General features: G+C 43.3%; 16 protein-coding genes and 2 tRNA genes. 9 read left to right on the top strand and 9 right to left on the bottom strand.

Annotated elements, in window-relative coordinates; translation table 11 throughout:
* Positions 1–57: 57 nt before the first annotated feature.
* Complete coding sequence (gene rsmH, locus M5E07_RS01165) at positions 58–972, bottom strand: 16S rRNA (cytosine(1402)-N(4))-methyltransferase RsmH (RefSeq protein WP_116759025.1); 915 nt, start codon at positions 970–972, stop codon at positions 58–60.
* A 175-nt stretch (positions 973–1,147) separates the two neighbouring features.
* A complete protein-coding gene (locus tag M5E07_RS01160; RefSeq protein ID WP_252221202.1) occupies positions 1,148–2,149 on the bottom strand; it encodes a sulfate ABC transporter substrate-binding protein in 1,002 nt (333 codons plus the stop codon).
* Between the two features lie 402 nt (positions 2,150–2,551).
* On the opposite strand from M5E07_RS01160, the gene M5E07_RS01155 reads away from it, so the two are divergent.
* The 5 genes from M5E07_RS01155 (at position 2,552) to M5E07_RS01135 (ending at position 5,191) form a co-directional block, all read left to right on the top strand.
* On the top strand, positions 2,552–2,848 hold the full coding sequence (locus tag M5E07_RS01155; protein WP_116759027.1) for a hypothetical protein: 297 nt from the start codon (positions 2,552–2,554) through the stop codon (positions 2,846–2,848).
* A gap of 125 nt (positions 2,849–2,973) precedes the next feature.
* Positions 2,974–4,482 (top strand): glutamate--tRNA ligase, encoded by a 1,509-nt coding sequence (gene gltX, locus M5E07_RS01150; protein WP_116759152.1) that lies wholly within the window; start codon positions 2,974–2,976, stop codon positions 4,480–4,482.
* 57 nt (positions 4,483–4,539) lie between these two features.
* Positions 4,540–4,615 (top strand) — tRNA-Ala (locus M5E07_RS01145).
* 29 nt (positions 4,616–4,644) lie between these two features.
* Positions 4,645–4,720: transfer RNA gene (locus tag M5E07_RS01140), tRNA-Glu, on the top strand.
* Positions 4,721–4,849: 129 nt separating this feature from the next.
* On the top strand, positions 4,850–5,191 hold the full coding sequence (locus tag M5E07_RS01135) for a hypothetical protein (protein WP_016168721.1): 342 nt from the start codon (positions 4,850–4,852) through the stop codon (positions 5,189–5,191).
* Between the two features lie 41 nt (positions 5,192–5,232).
* Here M5E07_RS01135 and M5E07_RS01130 read toward each other — a convergent pair whose 3' ends face one another.
* Positions 5,233–6,195, bottom strand: a complete 963-nt coding sequence (locus M5E07_RS01130; protein ID WP_252221200.1) for a cation diffusion facilitator family transporter — start codon at positions 6,193–6,195, stop codon at positions 5,233–5,235.
* Positions 6,196–6,361: 166 nt separating this feature from the next.
* Between M5E07_RS01130 and M5E07_RS01125 the strand changes: the two genes are divergently transcribed.
* On the top strand, positions 6,362–7,165 hold the full coding sequence (locus M5E07_RS01125) for a DUF4198 domain-containing protein (protein ID WP_252221198.1): 804 nt from the start codon (positions 6,362–6,364) through the stop codon (positions 7,163–7,165).
* Between the two features lie 45 nt (positions 7,166–7,210).
* Here the strand turns inward: M5E07_RS01125 and M5E07_RS01120 are convergent, their stop codons facing one another.
* The 4 genes from M5E07_RS01120 to M5E07_RS01105 are packed head-to-tail and all read right to left on the bottom strand — an operon-like array spanning position 7,211 to position 13,461.
* Positions 7,211–10,393, bottom strand: a complete 3,183-nt coding sequence (locus M5E07_RS01120) for an efflux RND transporter permease subunit (protein WP_252221196.1) — start codon at positions 10,391–10,393, stop codon at positions 7,211–7,213.
* Positions 10,383–11,630, bottom strand: coding sequence for an efflux RND transporter periplasmic adaptor subunit (locus tag M5E07_RS01115; protein ID WP_252221195.1), 1,248 nt, complete (start codon positions 11,628–11,630; stop codon positions 10,383–10,385). The genes M5E07_RS01120 and M5E07_RS01115 overlap by 11 nt, the downstream gene beginning before the upstream one ends.
* A gap of 1 nt (position 11,631) precedes the next feature.
* Entirely contained in the window at positions 11,632–12,996 is a 1,365-nt protein-coding gene (locus tag M5E07_RS01110) for a TolC family protein (protein WP_252221193.1), read from the bottom strand.
* Between the two features lie 57 nt (positions 12,997–13,053).
* Positions 13,054–13,461 carry a cation efflux protein, CzcI-like gene (locus M5E07_RS01105; RefSeq protein ID WP_350464057.1) on the bottom strand — a complete coding sequence of 136 codons (408 nt, stop codon included), beginning with the start codon at positions 13,459–13,461 and terminating at the stop codon, positions 13,054–13,056.
* A gap of 201 nt (positions 13,462–13,662) precedes the next feature.
* On the opposite strand from M5E07_RS01105, the gene M5E07_RS01100 reads away from it, so the two are divergent.
* Positions 13,663–14,100 (top strand): tetratricopeptide repeat protein, encoded by a 438-nt coding sequence (locus M5E07_RS01100; RefSeq protein ID WP_252221189.1) that lies wholly within the window; start codon positions 13,663–13,665, stop codon positions 14,098–14,100.
* A gap of 52 nt (positions 14,101–14,152) precedes the next feature.
* Here M5E07_RS01100 and ettA read toward each other — a convergent pair whose 3' ends face one another.
* Positions 14,153–15,814, bottom strand: a complete 1,662-nt coding sequence (gene ettA / locus M5E07_RS01095) for an energy-dependent translational throttle protein EttA (protein WP_252221187.1) — start codon at positions 15,812–15,814, stop codon at positions 14,153–14,155.
* 294 nt (positions 15,815–16,108) lie between these two features.
* Between ettA and M5E07_RS01090 the strand changes: the two genes are divergently transcribed.
* Both M5E07_RS01090 and M5E07_RS01085 read left to right on the top strand, forming a co-directional pair.
* On the top strand, positions 16,109–17,386 hold the full coding sequence (locus tag M5E07_RS01090; RefSeq protein WP_116759036.1) for an O-acetylhomoserine aminocarboxypropyltransferase/cysteine synthase family protein: 1,278 nt from the start codon (positions 16,109–16,111) through the stop codon (positions 17,384–17,386).
* 284 nt (positions 17,387–17,670) lie between these two features.
* Positions 17,671–18,558 carry an SDR family NAD(P)-dependent oxidoreductase gene (locus M5E07_RS01085; protein WP_252221185.1) on the top strand — a complete coding sequence of 296 codons (888 nt, stop codon included), beginning with the start codon at positions 17,671–17,673 and terminating at the stop codon, positions 18,556–18,558.
* A 124-nt stretch (positions 18,559–18,682) separates the two neighbouring features.
* On the opposite strand, the gene M5E07_RS01080 is transcribed toward M5E07_RS01085, so the two are convergent.
* On the bottom strand, positions 18,683–20,872 hold the full coding sequence (locus M5E07_RS01080; RefSeq protein ID WP_252221183.1) for a SulP family inorganic anion transporter: 2,190 nt from the start codon (positions 20,870–20,872) through the stop codon (positions 18,683–18,685).
* Positions 20,873–21,093 lie beyond the last annotated feature (221 nt).

The raw sequence follows: 21,093 nt of genomic DNA, 5'->3' as shown, positions 1-21,093 counted from the left end.
TTCGTCCGCAATTTTTCTGCTTTCTTTTCAACTGCTTCAGTTTTCATAGTTCGCCTTTTAAACTAAGCGTTCCGCAACACGAAGCCAAGCACTGCGTGAACGTGGATTGGCCTTAACTTCTTCTTCACTTGCACGCACACGTGCAATTTTTTTCAAACGACGGGTATCTTGCTGTTGTTGTGGTGGTAGTCCCCATCCTGTGTCTTCCGCCAAAGTCGATTCTTTTTGAATAAATTGCTTAATCAGTCGATCTTCCAATGAATGGAAACTAATCACGGCCAAACGACCTTCTGGTTTTAACACCTCAACCGCTTGAGGCAAGAAAGCTTCAATATCTTCTAATTCTTTATTAATCGCAATACGTATTGCCTGAAATGTACGCGTTGCAGCATGTTTATTTTTTTCCCATTTCGGATGCGCAACTTTCACAATTTCTGCCAACTGACGCGTAGTGTCAATCTGCCCTGCCGCTTTAATTGCTTTGGCAATGCGGCGGCTATAACGCTCTTCTCCATACTTGAAAATTACATTGGCCAAGGCTTCTTCTTCAATCTGCATCAACCACTCTGCTGCGGTCGGACCTTGTGAATTATCCATACGCATGTCCAAGGGACCATCCTGCATGAAGCTAAACCCACGTTCCGCCTGATCCAACTGCGGTGAAGAAACGCCTAAATCTGCCATGACACCATCGACTTGGCCTAAATCTAATGCAGCAAGCGCTTGCTGTAGATCTGCAAAACTGGCATGAATAATGTGAAAGCGAGAATCTTCAGCGGCTAACGCAGCAGCAACTGCAAGGGCTTGTGGATCTTTGTCGAAAGCATAAACTTTAGAATTTTCATCGAGTTTTGAAAGCAGCAAACGGGTATGTCCACCTCGACCAAAAGTGCCATCGACATAAATCCCTGTATTCCGACCTGCCAACAAGGCATCCACAGTTTCATGAAGTAATACAGAAATATGAGACATAACAGTGCAATCAAAGTACCAAAAATTTAACTGCACATTATTACCTTGTTTTAGTAAAGCTCCAAACGTCTTTTTGTAGGGAAATATTACTTTCTATAGAGAAAACCGTTTCTATTATACGAGCTAAGCAAAAAAGCCCCCTTTAGAGACTTTTTTTGTATTATTTTAAGCCAGTTTAATTGGCTTGATTATAAATCTGATCAAAAATCGCACCATTTGCAAAGTGCGTTTGTTGCGCTTTTGCCCAGCCACCAAACACATCACCTATCGTGAACAATTTAATTTTTGGAAATTGGGCTGCATACTTGGCTGCTGCCTGTGCATTACGTGGGCGGAAATAGTATTTTGCAGCTAAATCTTGCCCCTTTGGTGAATACAAATAATTTAAATACCCTTTGGCTAAGTTGCGATTACCATTTTTATCAACGGTTCTGTCGACGATGGCTACAGAAGGTTCTGCCAAAATAGAAACTGAAGGATAAACAATTTCAAACTCGCCTTTGCCCAAACCTTTGGTTGCCAACAAAGCTTCGTTTTCCCAAGACAACAACACATCACCTATGCCACGTTCAGCAAAGGTGGTTAAAGAACCTCGCGCGCCCGAATCCAGCACTTTGACATTGTGATACAGGTTTTTGACCAACTCACGTGCTTTAGCATCATTGCCCCCGGGTTGTTTTAGGGCATACCCCCATGCCGCCAGATAAATCCAACGTGGTGCTCCACCTGTTTTTGGGTTAGGCGTAATAATTTCAACGCCCGGTTTAACCAAATCATTCCAGTCTTTAATGTGTTTTGGATTGCCCTTGCGCACCAAAAAAACCACGGTTGAAGTATAAGGTGCCGAATTATTTGGAAATTCTTTTTGCCAATTTTTATCGATATAACCAGCTTTGACAATTTCATCAATATCATTGGCCAAAGCTAAAGTCACCACATCGGCTTCTAACCCTGTTGCGACTGCGCGTGCCTGCTTACCAGAACCACCATGGGATTGTTTGAATTCAATCTCCTGACCTGTGCGCTGCTTCCAGTACAGGCCAAATTCTTTATTATATTCTTGATAAAATTCGCGGGTTGGATCATAAGACACATTCAAGAAACTTTTTGCTGCAAAGACTTGCCCCGAAACCCCAGCTAAAAATGCAATTCCGAATGCAAAGAAAGATTTATTCATTGTTGGACTCTAATGACTATTTTTTGCACTATATTTTTAATCAATAGTTTTCACAATCATGTGGCTATAATCATTTATTCATAGTTTTTCTAATTTTAAGATATATAAAATGTTGCAATATAAGCCAAGAAATATGCTGAAATGATGTCATGAAATGGTCTAAAATTTGTCACAATATTACAATCTTCATGATGTCTCCATATTTATTTGCTACAACAACAATAGATCGATATTACTGTAATTATTAAGCGTAAAATCACTTAGATTTTCTTATCTTTTTGTAAAAAGTGTGACGTAAGTCTACTTTTTTGTTTCTGAAGATGTTTAAATTGTAGCTATAGTATGTAGAACAGTATTTTATAAAAAAGTTCTCAACGTGTTGAGTTAAAGGGGGAATTCGCGATGAACGTACACTTTTTTCAAGCCATTTTTTTGAGTATAGGCTTGGGTTTAATGGCTCAATCAGGTCACACTGCTGCAATTAAAGCCACTCTGAACAAAAGTGCAGCACCAGAAAAAGTCTCTTTGATTGAAAAAGCACTCAATCAGCAAAAGCAAGGTGACAATTATTTACAAGCAGATAACAATTTAAAGGTGCTGACCGCAATTAAAGTTGCACCGACCCAAAGTTTCTTTGCAACGCAAAATGAGCGCTTCTCACGTTTCTTACAATCAATTTTCCCGCAAAATAATTCTTGATTCAAACGCCCAATTTTTTCCCCTTAAAAATTGGTCATAAGCCCAGTCACAAATGTTGAATTAAGCATTAAGTGATTGGGCTTTTTCGTTATAATAGCCCCAGTTTATTTTCTGAAAATATTGTTATGACTGTTCGTACCCGTATTGCTCCCTCACCTACAGGGTTTCCTCATGTAGGAACTGCCTATATCGCGTTATTTAACATGTGTTTTGCAAAAAAACATGGCGGCGAATTTATCCTACGTATTGAAGATACCGACCAGCTACGCTCAACGCCTGAATCTGAAAAAATGATTTTAGATTCTTTACGCTGGTTAGGTTTGAACTGGTCTGAGGGACCAGACGTGGGCGGACCACATGCCCCTTACCGCCAATCTGAGCGTATGCATATCTACAAACAATATGCTTTAGATTTAGTGGAAAAAGGACATGCATTCTATTGCTTCGCAACGGCTGAAGAACTGGATCAAATGCGTGAAGAACAACAAGCACGTGGCGAAACACAAAAATACGATGGCCGCGGCTTAAAACTCACCCAAGAAGAAGTGCAACGCCGCCTTGCAGCGGGTGAGCCACACGTGATTCGTATGAAAGTACCAGAAGAAGGTGTGTGTAAAGTTAATGACTTGTTACGTGGTGAGGTTGAAATTCCTTGGGCGCAAGTCGACATGCAAGTGTTATTAAAAACCGATGGTTTGCCAACTTATCACTTGGCAAACGTGGTTGATGACCACTTAATGGAAATCACCCATGTGCTTCGTGGTGAAGAATGGTTGCCATCTGCGCCAAAACACCAGTTACTTTACCAATATTTTGGTTGGGAAATGCCAACTCTGTGCCACATGCCATTGTTGCGTAACCCAGACAAATCAAAACTGTCTAAACGTAAAAACCCGACCTCGATCAACTACTACCGTGACATCGGTGTATTGCCTGAAGCATTATTAAACTACTTGGGTCGTATGGGCTGGTCAATGCCTGACGAACGCGAAGTCTTTACCTTAAATGACATGGTTGAACACTTTGATGTGCAACGTGTGTCTTTGGGTGGTCCAATTTTTGATGTGGAAAAACTCAATTGGCTCAATGGTCAATGGATTAAATCCCTCACTCCTGGTCAGTTGCTAGATCGCCTGTTGAGCTGGAAAAGTGACCGCAATACCTTAGAAGATATTGCTGCTGCGATTCAACCGCGTATTCACTTACTCTCTGAAGCAGTGAATTGGGCAGGTTTCTATTTCAACCACATGCCACAAATTAGCAAAGAACAGTTTGAAAGCAAGAAATTAACCGAAGAGCAAGTGCGTCAAAGCTTGCAATTTGCCATTTGGCGTTTAGAAAGCCAGTTTGCTTGGAACAATGACACGGTGAGTCAAATCCTGATGGATTTAGCCAACCAGATGAACATTAAACTGCGTGACTTCATGCCCGCTTTCTTTATTGCGATTGCAGGTTCGACGTCTTCGACCCCAGTCATGCAATCAATGGTGACTTTAGGCCCAGACTTAACCTTCGCTCGTTTACGTCATGCACTGGAAATTGTGGGTGCACCGAGCAAAAAAGAAGCAAAAGTATGGGAAAAACTGAATGAAAGCCTGAAATTGCCGAAAAATGATGCAATTGAACAAGCCTAATTAAATTAGCTGTTGACGTGTGAGCAGAATATCCCTAATATTGCGCTCACACAGACTGGGGTCATAGCTCAGTTGGTAGAGCGCTACAATGGCATTGTAGAGGTCAGCGGTTCGATCCCGCTTGACTCCACCAAAAATCGTTTTACCTGTGTTGCCTCATAAGTCCCTATCGTCTAGAGGCCTAGGACATCGCCCTTTCACGGCGGTAACCGGGGTTCGAATCCCCGTAGGGACGCCAAATTCAAAAAAGCCACTGTTGAACAGTGGCTTTTTTATTGCCTCAACAAAACATAAATTTGCCTGAATTATTTTAGCTCTGTTCAACATTCCGCTAGAATAAACCCAGATAAAAAATGATGGAGCTGAAATGCAATACCGTTGCCCAAAATGCCAAAGTCCGAAGATTATGCCTGTTGCTCAAGCCAATGCACCTGCAGCACGTCCAGTTGTGCCAAAAAGTTTGGTGTTCCTTGTGCCATCAATTTTTGTCTTGCTGCTTTTGGTGTTAATTAGCATCGCCATGTGGTTATTCGGTGATGGCGCAGGCTCAACCCTGCAAATTGCAACGGTTGTGGTGTTTGTAATCTGTGCTGTTGCAGGTTTCTTGTTCTACCGAGATTTACCTGATTTTAAAATTTCAATGCAAGCTTTTATGCAGTCCCAAAAGAAATGGAAATGCCGTGAATGCGAGCACGAGTGGGAAATTTAATCCAATCTAACTTCACATCAGCTTCATGCTGATGTGAATGGTCATGAGTCGGTGTCTTGCTCTGAGTGAACATGCGCAGGGGCTTCGTGTTGATGAACACCTCGCTGACTATGCGTATGTGCCATACATTCATCATCTTCAATCTGTAAGGTCATTTCCGCAATACCATGTTGCTGATGTAGCATGGCTGCTGCCATCTGATACAACTTTTTTTGATCAGCATGTGGTGCATACAGATGTACCGTGAGATGAATGTTTTTAGAACTGATGGCCCAAACCTTCAATTGATGAATACTTTCTACATCTTGTAACTGCAGTAGATCTTGACGTAATTGCTCTATATCAATTTCTTCAGGTACCCCTTCCAATAAAATATTAATACTCTGTTTGAGTAGAATCCAGGTTCGTGGCAACACCCAAAAGCCAATCAAAACAGCAATTACCGTATCCACCCAATACCAGTGGGTAAAATAAATCACAATGGCGCCTAAAATTACCCCCACCGAGCCTAAGGCATCACTTAAAACCTCCAAATATGCCCCTTTCACATTCAGACTTTCTTGTGCACTAGAAAACAGAATGCGCATGGAAATTAAGTTAATGATTAAGCCAATCACGGCAACACCCAACATCCCTAAACTTTGAATTTCTGGTGGATGACTAAAACGCTGATACGCTTCGTACAGAATGTATATGGCAACCAAAAACAACATCAGCGCATTAAACAATGCCGCTAAAATTTCGAAACGCTGATAACCAAAGGTTCGCTTATTATCTGCAGGCAATTTGCCAATTTTAATGGCGACCAAAGCAATCGCCAGCGCTGCTGCATCGGTAAACATATGTGCTGCATCCGAAAGCAATGCCAGACTCTGCGTGATAAAACCCGCAATGACTTCAATAATTAAAAAAATACTGGTCAGCACTAAAGCAAAACTTAACTTCTTTGCATTTTTTTCAGTCACGGTTGCATGTGTATGCTCATGCCCCTTCGATCCACTCATGTTGTCGCCTCTATTCATTCTTATTACATTCAATTTGGCCAGATTCGACCTACACCCTATATTTTACTTTGCAAAACACATGAAAATAATTATCATTTGCATATTTGATTTATTGGCTAAGTCTTCACTCATCTTCTCGCATCATTTTTGAAATTGGAATTCTGTTATGAAAAAAATTGTTATTCTTTCTGGGGTACTGCTGAGCAGCTATGGCTTTGCACATGAACCTTATGTCGCACCATTGGCCTTTACCACGGACAACACCCAAATTCCTGTTATTGCAGCTTATGCAGAGCAAGCCTTACAAGCAGAATATGCACTCCAAGATCCGCAATTTACCATTATTCAACCCGACCAAAAACAAGCCACCGTACAGCCCTCTACAACCTTAAAATCGGCCACCACCTTTGATTTACCTCTCCCAGAAAAAGGCACCTATACGGTTTTTGCTAAGACCAGTTACCCGATCCAATATGTTCAGCATAATAAACAATGGAAAATTTTAGCCGATGCTACAGCAGATCAAGTCCCGCCTTTAAGTGAACGGGATTATGTGATTGCCAGTGACTTTAACGGCAAACTGCCCAAAAAAGTAGACACCGTTCGTGAATGGACCTTGCAGACTTATATCAGCAAACAATCGACTTCTACGATTGCTGCGAGTTCAGCACCGATTCAAGTCAATTTTTCTACCCATCCAAATGCACTGATCGCGCAGCAAGCGGTTCAGCTCCAAATTCATAAAGCCAACAAACCTTTAGCTCAGGCTGAGTTAGTGGTTCGTGCTCAAGGTGCGACTGAAGCTCAAGCACTCAATATTCCTGTACAAAATAATGGCAGTGCCAATATTACTTTTCCACATGCAGGAAATTACTTGATTGAAGTGTCTGAAAAATTCGGTAGCAAGGCGACTCCGAAAAATCAGTACGCCACCATGATCAGTGTCCATGTTGCTCAAGCAAATTCTTAAGATTCCACAATGCCTTGATTCAAAGCGAATCAAGGCATATTTCATTTAAGGTGCTTTGGTTTCATGCATCCAACGATACAAAATTGGCAAGAGCACCAAGGTCAGCATCGTTGAAGATAAAATCCCGCCAATCACGACTGTTGCTAAAGGCCGTTGTACTTCCGCCCCTGTTCCTGTCGCCAAAGCCATGGGGATGAACCCCAATGAAGCAACACAAGCCGTCATCAACACGGGGCGTAAACGCAAAATTGCACCTTGCCATGTGGCATGGTAAATATCTAAATGCTGTCTTAGCTCTTTGATAAAAGTCAGCATGACCAGACCATTCAAGACCGCAACACCTGATAAAGCAATAAAACCTACACCTGCTGACATTGAAAGTGGAATATCACGCAACCATAAAGCAATCAAACCGCCACACAGCGCAAATGGCACCCCAGTAAACACCAGCAAGCTCTCTTTGACGTTGTGAAACACGGCCATCAGTAGAATAAAAATTGCAATTAAGGCCAAAGGCACCACCCAGAGCATCCGGTTTTTAGCCGAGATTAAATTTTCGAACTGTCCACCATAATCCAACCAATAACCTTCGGGTAAAGGCTGCTCTGCCAGCGTCGTTTGTAGCTCCTGTACAAATGAACCCAAATCACGCCCTTCGACATTGGCGGTCACCACCATACGGCGTTTACCATCTTCACGGCTCACTTGATTTATGCCCAAAATGGTTTCAACTTTAGCCACGTCTTGTAGTTGAATGAGTCCTCCATTTGCGGTTTGTAGCGGTAATACGGCTAAATGTTCAGGCGTTCGCTGTGGGTCGTCTAAACGAATGACAAAATCAAAGCGTCGATCACCTTGTAAAATTTGTCCAATGTTTTGACCACCCACGCTGGTTACCACCAAATCTTGAATCGCTTTGACCGACAAACCATATTGCGCAGCTAAGGCTGGGTTCACCTCTACATTCAATAAAGGAAGACCGCCAGTTTGCTCAACATTGACCGCCGTTGCGCCTGAAATGCGCTGAATTTTTTCTGCAATCTGTGTCGCCTGCTGATTCAACACCTGCATATCATCGCCAAAAATCTTGACCCCAACATCACTGCGTACACCCGAAATCAGCTCATTAAAACGTAGTTCAATCGGTTGAGAAAACTCACTGTTATTGCCCGGTAAAGTCGCCAGAAAAGCGATCATGCGTTGACGTAGCTCATCGAGGCTTTGTTTGGCGTCTGGCCATTGCTCACGTGGCTTTAACAATACAATCGCATCGGAAATATTGGGGGGCATCACATCTGTTGCGACCTCTGCGGTTCCTGTGCGCGCAAAAATTGCTTTGATTTCAGGGAATTTTTTTAACAATAGCTTTTCAGTATTTTCCTGCATACGCAAAGACTGTTCTAAGCCTGTACTGGGTGAACGCATTTGTTGTACCGCAAAATCCCCTTCGCTCAATTGCGGTGCGAACTCACTCCCCACCTGTGTGGCAAGCACACCTGTAAAAAATAAAATACACAAGGCAAGGGTCAGTACCAAAGCTTTGAATTCATACGCCCAATTCAGTAATCGTGTGTACTGCTGCTTGAGCCAGAGCATCCAGCGACTTTCCTTTTCCTTGATCTCTCCTGTGACCCATAATGCTACCGCGGCAGGGACAAAACTGATCGAGAGAAGAATGGCACCGATCAGGGCTAACACAACCGTCATGGCCATGGGGTGAAACAGTTTGGCTTCTACCCCAGACAGGGCAAAAATCGGGAAATACACCACCAAAATAATCAGTTGCCCAAAAATTAATGGTCGTCGTGCCTGTTTCGCTGCTAAAAATACTTCTCGGAAACGTTCGGAGCGAGTAAGTAAACGTCGATGTCGATGCTGGGCTTCTGCTAATCTGCGAATACAGTTTTCCACAATCACCACAGCACCATCTACGATGATGCCAAAATCCAGTGCACCCAAACTCATCAAATTGGCACTAATGTTCTGTTGCGCCATTCCTGTTAAGGTAAATAGCATCGAAAGTGGAATCACACAGGCGGTGATCAGTGCAGCGCGGAAATTCCCCAGAAATAAAAACAGAATCACAATAACCAGAATTGCACCTTCGACCAGATTTTTCTGTACGGTTTGTATCGCACGATCGACCAGACTGGTACGGTCATATACGGTTTCAATGACCACACCTTGAGGTAAAGACTGTTGTACTTGTTTCAATTTGGCATCTACGGCTTGGGCGACGGTGCGGCTGTTTTCGCCCATCATCATCATCGCGATGCCCAATACCGTTTCTTCTCCGTTATAGGTTGCCGCGCCTGTACGTAAATCATGACCTATGGACACTGTGGCAACATCAGCCACCCGAATCGGAAAACCATTTTTATTGGCAATGCTGACATTTTGAATCGCTTTGATATCCGTGAGTGTACCTGGCACCCGTACCGTCAGTTGCTGCCCATTCTGTTCAATAAAGCCCGCACCACGGTTTTCATTATTTTCCGTCAGCGCAGTTTGTAACTCGCTGAGTGGAATTTGCAATTGCTGTAAGCGCTGTAAATCTGGAGTAACCACATAGGTTTTGTTATACCCACCAATTGAGTTGACCTCCGCAACACCTGCGACACGTTGCAGTTGTGGGCGGACAATCCAGTCCTGAATTTCACGTAAATCCATGGCGCTATACGCCGTACCATCTGCCTTACGTGCATTTGGTTCTGCTTTAATCACCCATTGATAAATTTCACCCAGCCCCGTAGAAATAGGCGACATGGTCGGAATAATGGCTTCGGGAAGTTCCGCCTGTGCTTCTTGTAGACGCTGATTGATCAACTGCCTTGCCCAATAAATATCGGTGCCATCCTGAAAAATAATGGTGACCTGAGACAAACCATAACGCGAAATAGAACGAGTTTGCTGTAACTCAGGTAACCCTGCCATGGCATTTTCTATGGGATAGGTAATTCGTTGCTCGACCTCTAAGGCAGTAAAACCTGTGGCTTGGGTATTAATTTGCACCTGCGTATTGGTAATGTCAGGCACAGCATCAATTGGCAATTGTTGATAGCTGTAAATCCCTACCCCAATCCACGTCAGCACAAAGAGCATGACCCAAATAGCATTGCGAATAGAAAACTGGATGATGTGATCAAACCATCCTTCTGGCGCTGGCAAACCATCTGGAGCAAGTTGAGTAGGATCAACCTCTTGCGGAAGCGGCTGTTTAGTGTGCATGGCTCGCCTCCCCTTTTTCTAATTCAGACTTGAGTAAGAAGCTGCCTTGTGCTGCGTATCGTTGCCCCTTATTTAAACCAGATTGCACCTCTATCCATTGACCATCACTAGAACGAGCGCCCAAAGTTACAGCTTGAGGCATAAATTCCAGCTTTTGTTGATGCTGCGTTGCCACAAACACCGCATCTTTCCCTTCCACTTGCTGTACCGCACTGGCAAGAATACGCAGTCCCTGTTGGGCTTGTTGCTGTTGCAACTGCACATTCACCATTAAATTTGGACGTAATTCTGCTGCATTGGATAAGACTTTTGCACGGACTTGTAGACGCCCCGTTTGCGCATCGGCTTGACTATTTAAGCTTTGAATCTGTGCCTTAAATACATGCCCTGTTTGTAAGGATTTAAACTCAATATTTTGATTTGGCACAATTGTGGCAAATTCACTGCTCGGCGCAATAAATTCCAGCCACAATTGATCCAACTGATCAATCACAAACAATTGATCAGCCAGTTGTACATTCTCGCCCACCACCAAATCTTTCTGACTGATCACACCTGCGATGGGTGCCTTTAACACATAACGCCCTTGGCTGTTCGCTTGAGCACCAAATGCAGATAAACGTGAGCGTGTTGCTCTGACCTGAATCTGCGCTTGCTGATAGGCGTTATAGGCACGTTGATAATCCTGCTTGGCAGAAATACCTTCTGACCATAACTTTTTCTCGCGCTCATAATCTTGTCGTGCCAATTCCAAATTGGCTTGTTCCACTTGTAAACTGGCTTGTTGATCCACCAGATCTGGCACCAATAAACTGGCAAGTGCTTGTCCTTTCGCGACCTGCTGCCCCAATTCGACATAGACGGTTTCGACATGCCCTGCAAATGCAGGCGCTACATGCGCTTGGCGGTCAGTATTCACCACCAGTTTGGCAGGATAAGCTGCCGATTTCATGACAGGACCCAACTCTGCAACAGCCAGTCGAATACCTTGTTCGGTCACCTGTTTAGCCGTTAAGGCAATTGCAACATCATGTTCCTCCGTATCCTGACGCCCTTCTTCATCGGCATGTTCTTCTGCTTCAGCGTGTCCGTGCTCATCTTCCTTCGTCGATGACTTTTGCGTCAAGAACAACACCGCTATAGACACCACTGCCGTAACCACGATCGCCAATATCATTAACAGTTTTTGGGAGATTTTCCCCTGTTGATTTAATCTCTTATTGCTCAAATTCAACATGTTAATTTCCCCCACCAATATCTGATAATGCCTGTGTGTCTTGCCACAGGCTTTGATTTAATTGTGCAATCGCATCTTTGTTCATGACCAGATTCGGATCAATGCCTAAACTGAGGCTTTCCGCTTCAAGTGCGCGCTGCCAAGCATCTTTTAATAGTTGTACTTTACGCAGGCGTACCTCTTGCAATTGCAAGGTGGCTTGCTGTACATCCAAAAGTGCAAATTTACCGACCTTAAAGCCTTGTAGCGTCTTTTGCTGAACGGTTTGTGCTAAAGGCAGTTGCGTCCGTTGCAACACATTAAACTGCACTTCTAGACCTTGTAATTCCGTCAGTAAAGTCCCCACCTGCAAGGCATTTTGCTTCAGATAAAATTCCTGTTGCTGCTCTAGCTGAACTTGCTGTGCCTGCGCGATTTCCTTGCCATATTGCTGACGGTCAAATAGATTTAAAGGAATGGAAACACCGACCACTAAGGCATTGTCCGCATTCGTTTCTACCGATCGACTGCGATTCACACCCACATTCACAGTAGGGCTGGGACGTGCTTGAGCTTTCAATTGCTCAATTTTGGCATGTGAATCAAGCAACAATAATTGCCGATTTTTTTCCATTAAATTGGCGGTTAAATGCTGCTGGACTTGCTGAGCTGTCGTTGTAGGCCATACGTGCTGTGGGCTAAGTGCAACAGCCACTGACTGATCTCGTTCTCCCCAAGCACTCGACAAATACTGTTTTGCCAACTGGACTTGTAAATCAGCTTGTCGGAACAAACGCAAACTTTCGGCATGACTCAAGCGAGCACGATCAACATCGACCTGTGCCACACTGCCTGCCTGATAACGCTTTTGAATGGCATCTAGATTTTCTTCACTAACCCGTAATTGCTCTTGTACCACCTGACGTTCCAATTCATAGATCGCCAATTGTGACCACAAGTATTTGACGGCCAATTCCAATTCGGCTTGATAGATCTGTTGTTTCAGCCCAATCTGCTGTTGGGCAATTTGCGCACGTTTTTGCTTGGTCTTGCGTTCACCAAAAATATCCAGACGCTGAGAAAGACCCAATGCCAGTTCCCGATCTTGATCAGAATTAAAGCCGGTTTGCTCTATGGACAACTCTGGATTTATCCACAGCTTTGCCTGTTTTATATGCGCAGTGGCAATTTGCTGTTGCGTTTTCCATACGCCTTGGGTCTGTTGATACTCTGCTGAACGTTGTATGGCTTGCGACAACGTGAGTGGCGACTGCTGACCCGCCCATACAGGCAAACTGCAAAACGCTACGCTCAGTGCCAAGCCTATTGCACGCATAGACACGCGCACAGGATCGAAATCTGGAACTTTCGAAGTTTTAAAAGACATGTTGATGCCCCACTAAAGTTAAAAATTAGTGGTGGGCCATATTTTCGGCTACCCCACCTATAGCGGGGTTAAAACAGGAGGTGGATTGGTGAGGAATAAATGGGGCGATTGATACAGATTTTGCCAGTTAAACTGAACCTGAACCAATTGGGGAATAAAAACGGGAGATAAAGCCGACTGCTGAGCTTCGGTCAGAATCACATGTGCAAAAGAAGGTAAATGATCGCTATGATCGTCTTGTGCAAAGGCCGCCAAATCAAAGGAAGATGTGTCTTGAGTTGTACTTTTTTGTAGTACTCCATGCGCTATAGACTCGCAACTGGCTGTTGCATGATGTCCAAAATGCGGCATCGTACTCACGCGCTTGGGCTCTTCATGCACACAAAATGCCGCTGCCACGTTCCAAAGACTTTGAAACATGAACAAACTGAACAATACGGTGACAAAAAGACGAGAACGTTTCACTGCATAAAATACGGTCAACACAATTTGCGGACACTATAACAGCTTCGTGGATGTAATAAAATTACACGCCAAAATTGACTGGAAGTTTTAACAGAACATACAGAGAAAACCTATTTTGTTACAATAATTTAATACATCTAAGTGCCAAAACGTTTAAATTAAATAATGACCACAGATGTTGTCAGCAACAAGGAGGCGAAGATGAATATGGAATACCTCAAAACAGTATGGACACTGTTATTTCACACTCCCTATCACGACTTGGTAACACCTATATTTGATCATGCAGGTGAACACGAATATCAACGTGGATTGCATTTCGAGCAACTGGCATTATGTGAACATTACCATGTATTCATGCAAAAGAATGTCTTGCAAACGGCAGCCCCGATACAGATCGACCACAGCCCAATGTCGTCCAGTAACAGCCGTAATGCGATGTGGTATTTTCTCCGTTCTGCTTTACGCGGTCACCCCGAAGCAGAATTTAAAATGGGCATTGGCTACTTAAATGGGCAATTAGGTTTAGATCGTAATTATGATAAAGCCGAGAAGTGGTTAAAAAAAGCCGCACGAGATGGTCATCCAGATGCGAAGCGCTGTCTGTATGATGCCTATAGTGAATTGGCTTTTTCTTAAATCATTCCCATAAAAAAACCAGCCCGAAGGCTGGTTTTTTTATGCAGTGAGATTAACCACCGATTTTTTTGTATTTGGTACGCTTTTGTACCGCATCGTCGCCTAAACGAGCCAAACGGTATGCTTCATACTCAGCATAGTTGCCTTCGTAGAACTCAGGCTGCTCGTTTTCAAATGACAAAATGTGCGTTGCAATACGGTCAAGGAACCAACGGTCATGCGATACCACCATCACTGTACCTGGGAATACCAAAATGGCATCTTCAAGCGCACGTAAAGTTTCGATATCCAAGTCGTTCGATGGCTCATCCAGTAAGATCACGTTTGCGCCCATTTGCAGGATTTTCGCCAGTTGTAAACGGTTACGCTCACCCCCTGACAATTCGCCTACACGTTTTTGCTGATCTTGGCCTTTAAAGTTAAAACGACCGATATAAGCACGTGATGCAATTTCATAATCGCCAATTCTTAAGATATCCAAACCGCCAGAAACTTCTTCCCAAACCGTTTTGTTGTTATCTAAAGTGTCACGAATCTGACCCACATACGCCACTTTAACCGACTCACCCAAAGTCACCGTACCAGTGTCTGGCTGTTGTTCACCCGTCATCATACGGAATAAAGTGGTTTTACCTGCACCGTTTGGACCCACGATACCCACAATTGCGGTAGGCGGTACGGTAAAGCTAAGGTTTTCGTACAGTAGGCGACCATCAAATGATTTGCTGATGCCTTCCACTTCTACCACTTTATTGCCTAGACGTGGACCAGGTGGAATATAGATTTCAGAGGTTTCGTTACGCTGTTGGAATTCGCGTGAGTTAAGCTCTTCAAAACGCTCCATACGCGCTTTGTTTTTCTTTTGTTGACCTTTGGCATTTGAACGAACCCATTCAAGTTCTTTCTTCAATGCTTTAGCAAAAGACTCTTCTTGCTTATTCTCTTGTTCTAGACGCGCATTCTTTTGCTCTAACCAAGAAGAATAGTTACCTTGATACGGAATACCCATACCACGGTCAAGCTCAAGAATCCATTCCGCTACGTTATCCAAGAAATAACGGTCATGCGTAATCGCCACAATGGTGCCCGCAAAGTCTTTCAAGAAACGCTCTAACCAAGACACAGACTCTGCATCCAAATGGTTCGTCGGTTCGTCTAGAAGCAACATGTCTGGCTTAGATAAAAGCAAACGACACAGTGCAACACGACGACGCTCACCACCTGACAGTAAAGTCACGTCAGCATCCCAAGCTGGAAGGTTCAACGCAGCTGCGGCTTGATCCATTTGGTTGCTGAGGTTATGCGCATCCCATGAATGGATAATCGCTTCTAATTTTTCTTGTTCTTTCGCTAACTTATCAAAGTCTGCATCTTCAGCCGCATATTCTGCAAACACTTCGTCCAAACGCGCCAAAGCATCTAATGGTTCACGTAAACCATCTTCTACGTTGCCACGAACGTCTTTATTTGGATCGAGCGGTGGTTCTTGCTCTAGATAACCAATTTTGATACCTGGTTGCGCACGCGCTTCACCAGAGAAATCTTTGTCTACGCCCGCCATAATACGAAGCAAGGTCGATTTACCTGCACCGTTTAAACCAAGTACACCAATTTTTGCACCCGGGAAAAATGACAAAGAGATGTCTTTTAAGATTTCGCGCTTAGGCGGAACCATCTTAGACACTCGGTTCATCGTATAAATATATTGGGCCACGTAGGACTCCTCAATAGAAAAACCAAAAAATCGCAAGAAGCGAAAAAATATTTGCGGGCATTATACGATGAATACGTTGAAAAAATAAGGCATCAAACCGATCTTCAATGCAATGTTACAACTTTCATCTCGGTCATTTTTTAAACACACCCTTTATCACCCTCTTCTGTGGACAAAGTACTCCCCACAGCTCATCTTTATGAATTTTTTAGATAAATATTCATTATTTTCACAGTTTGCATCATATTCATTAATGATAGACTGTGCAAAATTTAACTCACGTAGATGAAGTTCATGACCTATAAAGACGAAACTTTAGCCATTCATGCAGGTTACAGCCCTGAAGCCACCACCAAAGCAGTGGCCGTACCGATTTATCAAACCACCTCTTATGCCTTTGATAATACGCAACATGGTGCGGATTTATTTGACCTTAAAGTCCAAGGCAATATTTATACCCGAATTATGAACCCGACCACTGCGGTGCTAGAACAACGTTTGGCCGCACTCGAAGGGGGTATTGGTGCGTTAGCCTTAGCATCTGGCATGGCAGCCATTACTTACGCCATTCAAACCATTACCGAAGCAGGTGACAACATTGCTTCAGTGTCGACCTTGTACGGTGGTACGTATAACCTGTTTGCGCATACCTTGCCGAAACAAGGTATTGAAGTTCGTTTCTTTGATTATCAAGATCCAGAAGCCTTACGCGGTTTAATTGATGAAAAAACTAAATTGGTCTTTGTTGAATCGATTGGTAATCCACTGGGCAATATTATTGACCTAGAAGCCATTGCCAAAATTGCGCATGAATATGGTGTGCCTGTGGTGGTTGATAATACCGTTGCGACTCCTGCACTGCTCAAACCATTTGAATATGGTGCAGATATTGTGATTCATTCACTCACCAAATATATTGGCGGGCATGGTAACTCGATTGGCGGTGCAATTGTCGATAGCGGCAAGTTCCCTTGGGGCAAATATCCTGAACGCTTTAAAGTGTTGAATACGCCTGACCCGAGTTATCACGGCGTGAACTATGTCGAAGCTTTAGGTGAAGCCGCTTATATCGCACGTGCCCGTGTGGTGCCATTACGTAATACGGGTGCTGCAATTAGCCCTTTAAGCGTGTTCTTGATTCTACAAGGCTTAGAAACTTTAAACTTGCGTATGGAACGTCATACCTACAATGCCCAAAAAGTGGCGGAATATTTGCAAGCCCATCCTAAAGTAAAATGGGTCAACTATGCCGGACTGAAAGACCATCCTCAACATGGTTTGGCACAAAAATATGTCAAAGGTCAGCCCTCTGCGATTTTATCCTTTGGGGTACAAGATGGTCGTGAAGGTGGGACGCGCTTTATTGATGCGCTACAACTGTTTACACGCTTAGTCAATATCGGTGATGCAAAAAGTCTGGCGTGCCACCCTGCCACCACCACTCATCGCCAATTGAATGAAGTGGAATTAAAATCTGCTGGAGTGAGTATTGATATGGTTCGTCTTTCTGTCGGCATTGAACATATTGATGATCTGCTTGCTGATTTAGAACAAGCTTTAGCCAAGGTCTAAGCAACCGATCAAGACCTCAAAAGAGGTCTTGATTTTTCAGTATTATCTCTTGGAATTTAAATGAAAACGTGTTAGAAATTAACAAAATATATCCTAAAAATAGAGCAATTACTCTATTTTTATTTATAAATTCAAAGACTTATTTATAGCTTTTTTCATTATATCCGCTATCATTATCCGTGTGAGTTTTAGTCAACTCATGGAATAATGTGAACTAAGTTCTCCAATAAAATAAAGACAATTTAGAATTTAAGTGAACTAAATTCTAATCAGGGAAACACAGCGTGAAAGCAAAATTAGAGAAACTCTTTCAGGACCGTATCCACGGCAAAACCGTACTTATTACAGGTGCATCCAGCGGAATTGGATTGACCACAGCACATCGCCTAGCTGATGCAGGTGCACATGTGCTGCTCGTCTCGCGCACCAAAGAAACTTTAGATGAAGTCAAGGCGGAAATTGAAGCTAAAGGCGGTAAGGCCTCTGTATTTCCATGTGACCTTAATGATATGGAAGCCATTGATGCGGTCTCTAAAGACATCTTAGCGTCTGTAGAACATATTGATATTTTAATTAACAATGCGGGCCGTTCAATTCGTCGTGCCGTCCATGAATCACTTGATCGCTTTCACGATTTTGAACGTACCATGCAACTGAATTATTTTGGGGCTGTACGTTTAGTCCTGAACCTATTGCCACACATGATGGATCGTAAAGGCGGTCAAATCATTAATATCAGCTCGATTGGTGTTTTGGCCAATGCGACTCGCTTCTCTGCTTATGTCGCCTCTAAAGCAGCCCTAGATGCATTTAGCCGCTGTCTGTCTGCAGAAGCACATGCGCATAAAATTGCCATCACCTCAATTTATATGCCGCTGGTGCGCACGCCAATGATCGCGCCAACCAAAATGTATAAATACGTCCCTACGCTGTCTCCTGAACAAGCAGCCGACTTAATTGCTTATGCCATTGTGAAGCGTCCAAAGAAAATTGCCACCAATCTTGGTCGTTTAGCATCCATTACCTATGCGATTGCTCCTGATATTAACAATATGCTGATGTCGATTGGCTATAACCTGTTTCCAAGTTCTTCTGCATCGATTGGAAAACAAGAACGCCTCAATTGGGTACAGAAGGCGTATGTCCGTCTGTTCCCAGGTGAACATTGGTAAGATCCAAATATTCAAAAAGCCTGTCAAAAGACAGGCTTTTTTATATCTTTATTTTTTATTTCAGTCTCAACATATTTCTGCATAAGGCTCAGGATTTCATCACTATTTAAGATGCTATCAACCTTTAGGTTTCCAGAAAATTGACTCGACCTGTTTGCACATCGTAAATCGCACCCACAATTGCAATTTGTCCCTGCTGTAGCATCTCTGCTAATACCGCACTGTGTTGCTGAATATATTGAATGTTATACAACACATTCAGCGCTGTAACTTGATCCAAGAAGGCTTTACTCAGTTCACGCGGCTGCATAATTTGATACACGCTGTTTACCGATTGCATTAATGGCCCCAACACATATTGAATATGCGGCATCTCCTTCACCTCCGCAATCTGTTTCTGCTGTAAGCGTAATTGGCATGCACTACTGACTGCACCACAGTCGGTATGTCCTAGCACCACAATCACTTTAGAGCCTTTGGCTTGACAGGCGAACTCAAGCGAACCTAACACCTTTTGTCCTGCAATATTCCCTGCAATCCGTAAACTAAACAGATCTCCAATCCCGACATCAAACAACATTTCTGTTGGCGCACGCGAATCCATACACCCCAATACTGCTGCAATCGGGTGCTGACCTTGATCAGCCGTGACGCGAATCTGACGGTAGATATCCCGTTGCAAACGATCATTTTGAACGAAACGCTCATTACCTGCTTTAAGTAAATCAATCACTTGTGATGGACTCAATTGACGCTGTAATTCGGCTGTGCTGATATCAATATCTAAGACTGCATCATCCAGTTCTTGATAATGTTGTTTAAAGCCCATCAATTTCACATCAACCTGACGTTTCAGTGCTGTTTCAGCTTGATAATCCTGAATGACCTGATAAATATCCGCATCAATCGTTTCCGATTGTGTGGCGTCAATAATTAACTGTTCACCTGCATGAATATGCTCCAGTGCTGAAATGAGGGCTGAACGATTCAAAAAAGTGACTTGTGACGGTAGTTCAATACGGGTGACGATACCATGCAAATGATGCTCTTTATAAATTCTGACGCCTTTATAAAAGTTGCCGTACAGAATAAAAGCCGCACTGCAAAATAACCCCACCAAAATACCCATTAGCAAATCGGTCAGTAAAATCGCTATCAGGGTAATAATAAATGGCACAAACTGTTTCCAGCCCTTTTGATACAACTGCTGAAACAACTTAGGATGCGTGAGTTTAAAGCCCGTCACCAATAAAATGGCAGCCAATGCAGATAAGGGAATCATATTCATCAACGGCACAAAACACAGTACAGCCAACAACAGCAATAGCCCATGAATCACACTGGAATACTTACTCCGTGCTCCTGAATTGGCATTGACTGAACTGCGCACAATCACCGAAGTGAGTGGCATACCCCCGACAGCACCCGAAACCACATTGCCAATGCCCTGCGCCCACAATTCACGGTTTGGAGGTGATGAGCGTTTATAAGGGTCTAACTTGTCAGCCGCTTCCAGATTCAGCAAAGTTTCCAAAGAAGCAACCACAGCTAGGGTCAGTGCTCCTGTATAAATTAAGGGTTCGGTTAAATAACGCCAGTCAGGTCCCATTAATACTTGCTCAGGTGCCTGCCAAATGTTGGGTAATTGGATTAAATTTGACGTACTCACTGCCCAAGGAGATTGAGTGGCGACTAGCAGATAATTGATTCCTGCTGCTAAAACGACGGCCACCAAAGCTGAGGGAATATTGTATTTTTTGAGCGGGCTACAATCCCACATCAAGATCAGCAATAAGCTGAATAGGCCAATCAGTGCAGCACCAGTATCGACTGTGGCAAACACAGTGTGAATTTGACCGCCCCAGAGCTGTTCCCATGAAAAATTGGAAAAACCCAAAAGATATGGCAATTGGCTGAGAATTAGAATAATTCCAATAGCTGCCAAAAGCCCCAAAATGACATTGTTAGGGATAAAATTGGCAAAGAACCCTAGCTTGAGTAAACCAAAGCCAATTTGCAGTAGACCTGCAAAAATAATACACAATAAAAAAGCGGCATAATTGCCGCCTAATTGATCCAATTGTACCAGAATTACAGCCGTTAGCCCTGCTGCTGGACCCGCAACGCTAATATGTGAGCCACTCAATAGTCCAACCAATATACCGCCAATAATTCCAGAGATAATCCCTGAAATAATTGGAGCGCCTGATGCAAGAGCAATACCTAGACACAGCGGTAATGCCACCAAAAACACCACTAAACCTGACAAAGCATCCCTGATATGGAATCGGTTTTTTCTTTCTAAAGTCAACATAGTTAAACCGTTTATAATGATCAAATAGCAAAAAATTTACGTCTGTATATTAATATCCAGACGCCCTCAATCTTGTCGGACAATCTACTGGGTGAAAAGTGAAGTTATGCTGTGCTGTTGTGAAGGTTTAACAGCTTTTAATGTTATTTTTGTTGATCTTCAGATTCGGCTCATCTTTACGACTTCGATTTTTATTAAATACGCATGATTAACCATTCATA

The sequence above is a fragment of the Acinetobacter tibetensis genome (genome assembly GCF_023824315.1).
GTDB lineage: Bacteria > Pseudomonadota > Gammaproteobacteria > Pseudomonadales > Moraxellaceae > Acinetobacter > Acinetobacter tibetensis.
This window is presented reverse-complemented; position numbering and strand designations above follow the sequence as displayed.